Origin of the sequence: Paracoccus sp. PAMC 22219, assembly GCF_000787695.1 — a bacterium.
In the GTDB taxonomy this organism is placed as follows: domain Bacteria; phylum Pseudomonadota; class Alphaproteobacteria; order Rhodobacterales; family Rhodobacteraceae; genus Paracoccus.
Genome location: NZ_BBPH01000170.1, coordinates 1 through 11,019 on the forward strand (window position 1 = coordinate 1; position 11,019 = coordinate 11,019).

General features: G+C 69.1%; 8 protein-coding genes. 2 read left to right on the top strand and 6 right to left on the bottom strand.

Translation table 11 applies throughout. The annotated features are described in order from the left end of the window. The coding region (locus TY51_RS22860; protein WP_042251653.1) for a hypothetical protein at window positions 1–504 on the top strand (504 nt) is incomplete at its 5' end. Between the two features lie 53 nt (window positions 505–557). Here TY51_RS22860 and TY51_RS16785 read toward each other — a convergent pair. Next, the gene (locus tag TY51_RS16785; RefSeq protein WP_042251655.1) at window positions 558–1,997 is read right to left on the bottom strand and encodes a hypothetical protein; all 1,440 of its coding nucleotides are present in this window, start codon (window positions 1,995–1,997) and stop codon (window positions 558–560) included. Next, complete coding sequence (locus TY51_RS16790) at window positions 1,998–2,681, bottom strand: tyrosine-protein kinase family protein (protein ID WP_042251659.1); 684 nt, start codon at window positions 2,679–2,681, stop codon at window positions 1,998–2,000. It lies immediately after the preceding gene. Window positions 2,682–2,739: 58 nt separating this feature from the next. On the opposite strand from TY51_RS16790, the gene TY51_RS16795 reads away from it, so the two are divergent. Next, on the top strand, window positions 2,740–3,735 hold the full coding sequence (locus TY51_RS16795) for a glycosyltransferase family 2 protein (RefSeq protein WP_042251662.1): 996 nt from the start codon (window positions 2,740–2,742) through the stop codon (window positions 3,733–3,735). 35 nt (window positions 3,736–3,770) lie between these two features. Here TY51_RS16795 and TY51_RS16800 read toward each other — a convergent pair whose 3' ends face one another. The 4 genes from TY51_RS16800 to TY51_RS16810 all read right to left on the bottom strand — a co-directional run. Then, the gene (locus TY51_RS16800; protein ID WP_231559115.1) at window positions 3,771–7,232 is read right to left on the bottom strand and encodes a MupA/Atu3671 family FMN-dependent luciferase-like monooxygenase; all 3,462 of its coding nucleotides are present in this window, start codon (window positions 7,230–7,232) and stop codon (window positions 3,771–3,773) included. Beyond that, window positions 7,172–8,365, bottom strand: coding sequence for a formyltransferase family protein (locus TY51_RS22205; RefSeq protein ID WP_156118094.1), 1,194 nt, complete (start codon window positions 8,363–8,365; stop codon window positions 7,172–7,174). Before TY51_RS22205 ends, TY51_RS16800 begins: the two co-directional genes overlap by 61 nt. Further along, the gene (locus TY51_RS16805; RefSeq protein WP_042251664.1) at window positions 8,362–9,339 is read right to left on the bottom strand and encodes a glycosyltransferase family 2 protein; all 978 of its coding nucleotides are present in this window, start codon (window positions 9,337–9,339) and stop codon (window positions 8,362–8,364) included. The genes TY51_RS22205 and TY51_RS16805 overlap by 4 nt, the downstream gene beginning before the upstream one ends. After that, window positions 9,336–11,019, bottom strand: a 1,684-nt coding sequence (locus TY51_RS16810) for a thioesterase domain-containing protein (protein WP_042251667.1), incomplete at its 5' end; no start/stop codon positions are given. The genes TY51_RS16805 and TY51_RS16810, both read right to left, overlap by 4 nt.

The following is an 11,019-nucleotide window of genomic DNA, read 5'->3' on the forward strand; positions in this document are numbered from 1 at the left end:
TCCGTCACCGTCGACCGCGTGCTGTCGAACGGTGCGTTTTCGGGCAATGCCAACACCAGCATCGGCGGAGATGCCAGCCTGCGCTTCGTCAATTTTGAGCTTGGCTGGACGCATTCGGGCAATGACACCATCAATGCATCGCAAGCGCGTGTTTCTGACACCGGTGCCGGCGTGAACTTCAACACCCGGTGGGGTCACGACCGGCTGCTGGGCAGCCGTGGTGACGACACGCTGGACGGATCGATGGGCAAGGACACGATCCGGGGCGGTCAGGGTGATGACGACATCTGGATCGGTGACGGCTACAACGGAGACGGCGATCGCGATGTGCTGATCTTCCGCGCCGGCGACGATGCCGATCGCGTTTATGGGTTCGAGACGGGCCGCGACGTGCTGGACCTGGGCGGGCGGAGCTACTCCGCGACCGAGGTTCGGGACGGGACCCTGCTGAACTTCGGTGGCGGGGATTCGGTCCTGCTGCACGGCGTGTTCGACTTCATCTGATCGCCTCATGGCAAGCGCGCGCATCGATCCGAAAGGACGATGCGCGCGAAAACCTAGCGGTTCAGGAACATCACAACTGCCGCCACGACGCCCGCCAACAGGATGACGATGCTGGTGGCACTGCGGACGCGCTCCATCACCTGTTCCCGTGCCGTCGGCCGGTACGGAATTGCGGCGATGGGGGCAACGCCCAGGTATTTCGTCACCATCGCTTGGGTGCGCAGGACGGGACGCCGGACCTCCAGCAGGAAACCGGACATCAGTGCCAGTCCCAGCCCCATGATGACACCCAGCATCGCCACTCGGCGCCGCCCGGAACTGAGCGGATATTCCGCCTCGGTCGCGCTTTCCAGCAGGATCATCTGCTGGCCATAATCGCTGGTCACAAGGCTCTGGTCCAGACGGGCGCGGGACAACCGCTCGGCAATCGCCATGCGCGGGATTTCCAACGCGGCAAGCCGGCGCGTGTAATCTGACAACATTTCCGACACCTGCGGGATGCCGGCCACGTGCGACGCGATCAGCGGCAGTCGGCGGTCGATGGCTTGCAGTTCCAGCTGCAGCGACTCCTCCTGCTGCCGGATCAGGTCGATCTGGCGGCTTTGTCCGACCGGCAACTGCTGGTCGCCGCCATCGCGCAGCGCATCGATCTGCGTCTGCAAGCGCAGCACCTCGGGGTGGTCTGGGGCCAGCGTGCGCCGGGCCTGGGCCAGATCCACCTCAAGGATGCGCAACTGCTGTGCCAAGGGTTCCTGGCGGCCCACTTCGGACGTCCCGATCTCCAGCCCGAGACGTTCGCGTTCCAGTGCCTGCAAGGTGCGGATCAGCTCGGTGCGCTGACCCTCAAGGCGGGTCTGTTCGGCGGCCAGGAATTCAAGGTTCTCGGGCATCCGGTCGACATTCTCTGCCCGGAAGGCGGCCAGATCGGCCTCGACGCTGGCAATCGCCTCGACCGCGCGCTCGTCCTGGGTTTCCAGGGTGCCGATCAGTTCATTCAGCCGCTGGTCGCGCTCTCTCAGGTTGCCGGTCTGGATCTGGTCGATGATATCGTTCGCCAGATTTGCGGAATTGGCGGCGGTGCCGGTCTGCGCGGTCACCTGGATGGCCGAAACCTCCTCCGTCGAGCCTGCGGCTGCGGTGACGCCCGAAACGAAGTTGATGCGCACGTCCTGACGAAACTGCGCAACCTTTTCATCCTCGCTCAGCGGCGTGTCGTCATACATGGCAAAGCGGTCGATCATGTCCAGCACGTTGCTGCGCGCCATGATCCGCTGTTCGATCGTGCGCAGGCGGGTCGCCGTGTCGCCGCTGTCAACGCCGCCGCTGAGGACGGTGGGCTGAACCTGCAGCACCGCGATGGATTCATATGCACGGGGCAGGGCCAGCGCCTGCGCCAGTGCGACCAGCACGCAGACGACCAGCAGCGCGGCCATCACCGGACCCCGACGCGTCAGCATTCCGATGAATTCGCGTGTTCCGACAATCGGTCCCATTCAAGCCTCGGCGTTATGAAGAAAAAGGCCCAGCACGGGGCAATGGCGGGTGACATGCGACTCGCAGCGGCGCAGATCGGCCGCGGTGTCGCGGCGCCCGTCGATGGCCAGCAGGACGGTGTCGACCAGCGGCAGCGCCGCCAGCCCGGCATCGTCGGACAGACAGGGCGGCAGGTGCAGGATGGTCACGTCGGCGGCCATTCTGGTGATGATATCCGTCAGGGCCTGCTGGAACTGCGGCGACAGCAGCGTGATCGCGGCGGAATCCGGGGCGGCCTGCACGGTCGCAAAGGCAAGCTGTGGCGTGATGGTGCGGACCCGGAACAGCGGCCCGGTCGGTGCGCCGGCCTGACCGAACCGGGCCAGAATGGGTTGATGGAAGATATCTAGGTCGATCAGCAGGACATGGCGGTCCGGGCGACGCGCCTCGGACAGGGCCAGGTTCAACGCGGTCAGCGACGATGCCAGGCCCGGCTTGGCCTGGCTGACGCCGATGCGCGACCAGCCGCGGTCCGTCACCTCGGGCAGCATCCGCGTTCGCAAAAGGTCGTACGACCTGCTGCGTTCGGACCCGAGATCGTCCGCGATCAATGCACGCAGTGCGGCCTTCTGCGGCATCTCGATCTGCGGCAATTCCGACCACGCCTTCAGATGGTCATGCCTGCGCGCGCTGGTACCGTCCATTCTCAACTTCTTTCTTTCGTCTTGACGCCGTTTCGTATCATATCGTCAGGCACATTGCATGAAGCAGATCGACTTGTCCGCACATTCCGACACATCCTACCCGCACTATCCCGTCACCGCGATCGTCATCGGACGAAACGAGGGGGCGCGCCTGCAAGCCTGCCTGCGCGCCTTGTCGCAGCAGCTGTCCCGGATTGTCTACGTCGATTCGGGATCGACCGACGGCAGTGCGGAATTCGCGCAGGGCATGAGCGTCCAGGTCGTGCACCTGGACATGAAGCTGCCATTCACCGCAGCCCGTGCGCGCAACGCCGGGTTGAGGGCCATCGCCGCCGATCCGACGGAATTCATTCAGTTCATCGATGGCGATTGCATGTTGCAGCCGGAATGGCTGCCGGCGGCCGTCCCGGCCTTGCAGGGCGATCCCCAACTGGCGGTTGTCGCGGGGCGGCGAAGAGAGCTGTTCCCCGACCGGACCGTCTATAACTGGCTGTGCGATCTGGAATGGGACACACCGGTGGGGGACGCCCGTGCCGTCGGGGGCGACATGCTGATTCGCCACGATGCGATCCGCGCCGTCGGCGGTTTTCGCGAATCGCTGATCGCCGGAGAGGAGCCAGAGATGTGCGTCCGCCTGCGCGCCGCCGGGTGGCGCATCCGCAGGCTGCCGGTCGAGATGACGCTGCACGACGCCGACATCACCCGGTTCGGCCAATGGTGGCGGCGCAGCAAGCGCGCGGGACACGCCTTTGCGGAAGGCGCAGCCCTGCACGGCGCGCCGCCCGAACGGCATTGGGTTGCCGAAACCCGGCGCGCGCTGATCTGGGGCCTGATCCTGCCGGTCGTGGCCGTTCTGGGCGCGTTGCTGGTGCATCCCGTGATGCTGGCATTGTTGCTGGTCTATCCGCTGCAGGCCGTGCGCCTGTCGCGGCGCTTGGGTCGCAAGCGAGCCGTCTATACGCTGCTGGGCAAGTTCCCGGAGGCGATGGGCGCGGTTCAGTTCCATCTGAACCGGCTGCGCAATCGCCGGGGAACGCTGATCGAATATAAGTAGCCCGCCGGCCGGTTGCCCGGCCGACGCGTTGCGGGTCAGCTTTGACCCGTGGGGCGCATGCGCGCGCGGAGCGCGCGGCGCGCGGCCATCATGTCGCCCGCAGCTGCCGGTTCCGGTTGGCGCGCATCCGGCGTGGGCACGGGGGCGGCGACCACCGGGGCGGGGGCCGCGGCCGTGGCGCGCGTGCCGCCCAGATGCGCCGCAAGATCGCGCAGCACCGGGAACCGGAAGATGTCCGTGATAGAGCTGCGTGTCACCGCCAGTTCGTCCCGGATGGTCCGATGCAACTGCACCGCCAGCAGCGAATGCCCGCCCAGCTGGAAGAAGTTGTCGTCCTCGCGGACCTCGGGCAGGCCCAGGATGCGCGCCATGATCTGGCCGATCCGTGACTGCAGGTCCTTAACCTCGGGCGCCGGGGCGGCGACGGGCGCGACTTTGGCGACCGGAGGCGGCGGTGGCGGTGCGACGCGGACCGGGGGCGCGGCGTCGGCTGCCGCCAAGGCCTTGCGGTCGATCTTGCGGTTCGGCGTCAGCGGCATCTCGGGCAGAACGTGGATCTGCAGCGGCACCATAAAATCGGGCAGCTCACGCGACAGCGCCGCGCGCAGGGCCGCCCCGTCCAGCGCGTCTCCGGTGGCGTAACCGATCAGCTGCCGGTCGCCCGGCCCCTGACCCTTGGCCACGACGGCGACATCGCGAACGCCGGGCAGCCGGGCCAGCCGGGTCTCGATCTCTCCCAGTTCGATGCGATAGCCGCGCAGCTTGACCTGCTGGTCGATGCGGCCCAGGAACCGAAGGCGCCCGGTGCTGTCGCGCCGGCACAGATCGCCGGTGCGGTACAGCCGTCCCTGCGCGGTCTGCGGGAAGGCCGCATCCGTCTGCGCCTGGCGGTTCCAGTAGCCGCGCGTGACGCCCGCCCCGCCGATCCACAATTCGCCCGCGACGCCGTCGGCCACGGCCTCTCCCTGCGGGTCGCGCAGGTGCAGGCTGGTGGCGGCGATGGGATCGCCCAGCCAGACATCGTCGGCCTGCGTGCCCAGATCGGCGACCGCAGACCAGATCGTCGTCTCGGTCGGGCCGTACATGTTCAGGACGCGGGCCGAGCCGTTGCGACGCAGATCGGCCAGCAACCCTTGGCTGAGGGCCTCTCCGCCCAGGGCGATGGTCTTCAACCCCGCCATCGCGGCGCGGGACGGCGCGTCCTCCAGCAGCAGGCGCGCCATCGACGGGGTGGCCTGCAGATGCGAAACCTTGTGGCGCGTGATCTGGGCCGCGATGCCGTAATCGGCGGCCTCGGTCGTGACCGGGTTCACGCGGTCATGCAGCACTGCCAGGTGCCGCAGGCTGTCCAGAACCATCGACGGCGCGATGCCATAGTCGATCAGGCAGGCGATCTCGGTCACGCCGATCTTGCGCAGGGCCGCGATCCGCGCCTCGGCATCGTCCACTGTCCCGAACAGGCCGCTGTCGTTGAAATAGCGCAGGAAGGCGAAATCCAGGATGCCCTCCATCTCGTCCGGGTCCAGGTTCGACAGGTCCAGCGACATCGCGTCGGTGACGCCCGCGGGCTTCTTGAAGGCCGGGAAGGCCCAGGCATATTGCTTGACCAGCGCGGCGGCCGCGCGAAGGTAATCCTTCATCGGCTCGCGTGCGGTCTCCATCGCGGCCTCGCGCGTGTCGGCCAGATAGCTGTGCAGCATCAGCGTGACGGTGAAATCGGCCGGATCATGGCCCGCGCCGCGCAGGGCCGCGTGATATTCCGGGATGCGGGCGGCGATGTCGTCCATGCTCTGGCCCAGAAGATGGGTCAGGACGTTCGCGCCAAGCCGTCCGGCCTCGCGCCAGGTTTCGGGGTTGCCGGCCGTGGTCACCCAGATCGGCAGTTCGGCCGACACGGGGCGGGGCTGGGTCACGACGGCAAAGGGGGTGCCGTCGGCGCGCGGAAACTCCACCGCCTCGCCGCGCCACAGCCTGCGGACCTGGTCGATGGTCTGCAGCATCGCAGGCTTGTTCGCGGGGGGCGTGTTCTGCGGGCGCAGCACGAAATCGTCGGGCTGCCAGCCCGATGCGACGGCAATGCCACTGCGCCCGTTGGTCAGGTTGTCGATGACCGCCCATTCCTCGGCGATGCGGGCCGGGTGGTGCAGGGGACCGACGCAGGACCCCGCGCGCACCGCGATGTTCTGCGTGACCGCCGCCACCGCCGCCCCGGTGACCGAGGGGTTCGGATAGGGGCCGCCAAAGGCGTGAAAGTGCCGCTCTGGCGTCCAGACGGCGACAAAACCGTGGCGGTCGGCGAATTTCGCGCCCTCCAGCAGCAGTTCGTATTTCTTGGGGCCCGCCCCGTCGTCGTTGCCCCAGTAGTACAGCGACATCTGCATGCCCTGACGGCTGCCGGTCGCGGGTTCGGCGGCGGCACCGCCCAGCAGGTCGCCCGCGATCACGACCTTCCAGCCGCGGGTCAGCGTCCAGAAGATCTCCAGCACGGAAATGTCGAATGACAGGCTGGTCACCGCCAGCCACGTGCCCGGTTCGGGCGAGGCCAGCGACCGGTCCATCCCGGCAAAGAAGTTCACCACGTTGCGGTGCTCGACCATCACCCCCTTGGGCGTCCCGGTCGAGCCGGAGGTATAGATCAGATAGGCCAGATCCTGGCCCGACGCGGGCTGCGGATCAGCCTCGGGGCCCTTGGCGTCCAGCGGCAGCACGCGGGCCTGATGTGCCGGCAGGCGCGACAGGATCGCCGGGTCGACGACGACCACGGGCGCGCCGCTGTCGGCGATGTAATGCTGCAGCCGGTCCGCCGGATAGTCGGGGTCCAGCGGCACATAGGCGCCACCTGCCTTGAGGATCGCCAGCGCGCCGACGACCAGACCCAGCCCGCGCGGGGCGAACAGGCCCACGGGCACGCCCGGCCCGACGCCCATCGCGGCCAGCTGTCGCGCCAGATGGGTCGCGCGCTGGTCCAGTTGGGCATAGCTCAGCCGCTCTCCGCGAAAGATCAGCGCGTCGGCATCGGGGCGCCGCGCGACCTGTGCGGCAAAGGCGTCCTGGATCGTCGCGGGCGCGTCGGGACCCGCATCGCGGTCGTCGCGAGCCACGGTCGCCGTGTGTGCGGCCGACAGGGTCGGGGCCTTGTCCAGCGGCAGGGACGGATCGGCGGCGGCCAGAGCCTCGGTCACGTTGGCGATGGCGCGCCATGCGGCCTGCGACAGGCGCGCGCGGTCCCACCAGACCTGCACACGAGACTGGTCACCCTCCTTTAGCGCCACGCAGATCGCGGCACCGGTCGGCGCATCCTGCGGCCCTGAGGCCAGGATCAGACCGGGGGTCCCTGGACGCCCCAGTTCCGGCGCGCGGGCGATCAGGTCGGCCAGCACCGGTGCGCGGTCCAGCAGCGCGCGGCGGTCGCGGTCCAGCGTCGCGGCCAGCGCGTTCAGCGTCTGGTCATCGGCATCGACGGGCAGCGGGCGAAAGCCCAGCATGTGGTCGCGCACGCCGTCCGGCAGATGCGGCGCCAGCCCGATGTCAAAGGCGGACGATCCGTCATCCGCACCAACGCACCCACCAGCGCGGCCAGGACCGTGGCGGCGGGCAGCGGGCGGGGCAGGGTCAGGCCGTCCGCCTGCCAATCCGCCGGGGCGTCCGACAGTGCGGCTTCGGGAACCACCACCGGGGCAAGGCGCGCCATGCGCTTGCGCCAGAACGGCTCATCACGGGCGGCGTCGCGGATGGCCGCATCCACGGCCGGATCGGCGGGACCGGTCGGCAGGCGGTCGCCCACGGAAAGGCCATGCGCCGCAGGCTGCCCGTCCGTGCCATGCAGGTCGGACAGGCGCAGCGCGCCGCCCTGTCCCGTTGCGACCACCATGTCATGTTCGCCGACCTGCGTCACCTGTCCGGGCTGGGCCGTCGGGGTGCCCGGAACGGGTTCCGCCCCGTCCACCAGCAGAATGCCCCGCGCGGTGCGCAGCCGCGGGCGCAGCATCGGGTTCCAGTAGGGGCCGTGATCCAGCGCGCGAACCAGCCGCGCCAAGCTGTCCGCATCCTGCGCCAGGTCCAGCGTCGCGGCACCCGCGGGGCGGTCGATCCGCATGTGGCGTTTCAGTGGCGCATGGGGTTGCACGGTGCCTTGGTCGTCGCCGCGTTCCAGCATGTCGATCAGGTCGGGCAGGCTGCTCAGCGCGGCCTCCCAGCAGCGGGCGTTCAGGGTCAGCGCGGTGTCGTCGGGCGCGATCTGGACGGGCACGCGCAGCAGGACCGGACCTTCGTCCACGCCGCCGCCGATGCGGTGCCAGGTGATCGCGTGGCTGTCGGCCCCGTCCAGCAGCGCCCAGATCGGGGCGTTCAGCCCCGCCCGTTCGGGCAGCGGGCCGTCGTGGAAATTGACCGCCCCGCGGCGCGCCAAGGCCAACGTCTGCGCCGGAATGACCGTCAGGTTCGCCACGCTGAGGATATAGTCGCATTCCGCCACCGGACCCACCGGCAGGCCCTGCGCCCGCGCCGCCGCGGCCAGGGCCGGATCCTCGACCGTGAACGAGCGCAGCACGTGACCGCGCCCCGTCAGGATCCGCGCCGCCTCCAGCGCAAGCGAGGCGTTGCCGATCAGTGCGAATTCAAGCTGGGTCACGGTCTGTCTCCGGGTCGGAAAATCTGTCGGGGTCGGCTTGGGGCCAGCGCGTGGCGGATCAGCGCGCGCGCCTGCCCCTTTGGCATGGTCTGGTCTTCGCGGCGGATCGCGCGCAGGCGCCGCACGGTCAGGCCCGCCAGATGGGCCAGCACCGCCGCGACCGCATAGACGCGCCCGTGGTTCTTGCGGAAATAATGTTCGCGCGAGGCGAACCAATAGTCCGGCGGCAGGGACCATTCCTTCATGCCGGTGCTGACCGACCCGATATGCATCACACGGGCGTCGGGCAGGTAATGCGTCGGCCAGCCCGCCTTGGCGGCGCGCAGGCACAAATCGGTTTCCTCGAAATACAGGAAATACGCCTCGTCAAAGCCGCCGATGGCATCCAGGACGTCCCGGCGGATCATCAGGGCGGCGCCTGCGGCCCAGTCCACCGGGGCGGCGACCGGCGGCATCGGCACGGTCACGACATGGCGCGCCAGAAGGCGCGAGATCGGTCCGGTCCGTGCCGCGTCCTCCAATTCGCTGGCCGCGGTGGGAAAGCGGAAATGGGTGGTGTGGTGGTTGCCGTGTTCGCCCACGACCCGGCATCCCAGCAGGCCGATGGACGGATGCGCCAGCATGTGCGCCCGCATCCGCGCGATCGTATCCCGCTCCAGGAACGCGTCCGAATTCACGATCAGCACCAGGTCACAGGGCCGGTCCGTCGGCACGCGCAGCGCCGCGTTGTTGCCCGCCCCAAAGCCGCCGTTATGACCCGATTGCAGCACCCGCAGCCGGTTGCCCTCGGTCCAGCCGCGGTCGGCCGCCTGCCTGCTCATGTCCTCAAAGCTGCCGTCGCCGGAATCGTTGTCGACCAGGGAGATGACGCCCTCGATCCCGTCCATCGCGGTGACTGCGGCCTCTGCGGCACGCAGCGACATCTGGGCGCTGCGCCAGTTCAGGATGATGACATGCACCGCTCCCACGCTCATTCTGCGGCCCTCCGGGTCATCGCCTTGTCGCCCTGTGCCAGGTCCTTGCGCATCCGGTCGGCCAGGACCCGCACGCAGGGTTCCAGCACCATCGAATCGTGATCGCCCGGCACCTCGACGACCGTCAGGTCCGGCATCCAGGGCGACCACAGGTTGTCCTCGAACACGTATTCCCGCGCGGTGCTGACATGCATCCCGCCCGACACCTTGAACTGCCGGTCCAGCCGCGGCCGGTACAGCGTCACCGGACCGTCCCAGACCTGCATGTCGAACTGCGGCAGCGCACCCAGGAAGGCCGCGTGGATCGCGGCGTTGTGGAAGCCCGCGGAATCGGCCTGCGGCACCTGCTGGCGGCGCGTGCGTTCATAGGCCATCCGCTCTCGCAGCCAGCGGGACAAGAAACCCGGCCCCTCGCGGCGGATCTCGGCGGCACGGATCATCAGGCGGTCCTTGCGCGTCAGGGTCGGGCGCATGGGCACGGGTGTGTCCAGCATGACCAGCCGCGCCACGGGCTCGCCGCCGGCCTGCAGCTGGCGCGCGATCTCCAGCGCGGTCAGGCCGCCGCCGGAAAAGCCCGCGACCAGATAGGGGCCCTGCGGCTGGATCTGGCGGATCTCCTCGATGCAGCTGGTGGCGGCCTCGGCCAAGGTCTTGTGCGGGGCGGCGTCGCCGAACAGGCCGCGGGCCTGCAGGCCCCAGACCGGGCGGTCGGGGGACAGGCGCTGCGCCAGCGCCCGCAGGTTCAGCACGTTTCCGAACATGCCCGCGACGATGAACAGCGGCGTGCCGCCCCCGGCGGCGCCCTGGCTCATCGGCACCAGATGGGTAAAGCTGGTCGTCTGCGCCGGCGTCATGGCCACGACCTGTCCCTGGGCGCTGTCGGAGCGCGGACCGATCCGCGCCTCGATCAGGGCGGCCAAGGCCGCGACGTTCGGGGCCTCGAACAGCGTCGCCAGCGGCAGGTCCACCGCATAAGCTTTGCGGATCATCGCGAACAGCCGCACCGCGATCAGCGAATGGCCGCCCAAGTCAAAGAACCCGTCATCGACGCCCACCTGCTGCACGCCCAGCAGGTCGCGGAAGAAGCCCGCGATGCTGCGTTCCAGGTCGGTCCGCGGCTCGACATAGTCGCTGTCCAGGTCCGGACGCTCAAAGCTGGTGCTGGCGCCGGTGGCGCGGGCACGGCTGCTGCGGGTCTCCTGCGCGATCAGCTGCGGCAGGTCCATGCTGGAGATGGCGATCTGCGGCAAGCCCGCCTGCAGCGCCAGTTCCAGCAGCGCGGGTCCGCGTGCGGGCGGAATGCCCTGCGCGACCATGCGTGCCAGTCGTTCCTGACCGGGCCGTGCGGGCTGGGCCATGTCGGGTCCGCGCGCGGCCAGGCGCACCGCGGGGGCGGCGTCCAGGCGGCGCAGGGTCAACCCCTCGACCTCGACCAGGATGCGGCCCTGCGGATCGGTCAGCGTCACGTCGAAGCTGGCATAGCCGTCCGACGCATTGGCCAGCGTCACAAGGCTGGCGACGGCGGCGGGCAGCGGCGCGTGCATGGTCAGCGCGCGATAGGACAACGGCACCCACAGCTGCGCCCGGTCATAGCCGGGGATCAGGTCCATGGCCCAGCCCGTCGCGATGTCCATCAGCGCCGGGTGCAGCACGAACCCGCGGTCCAGATCGGCCAGCGCC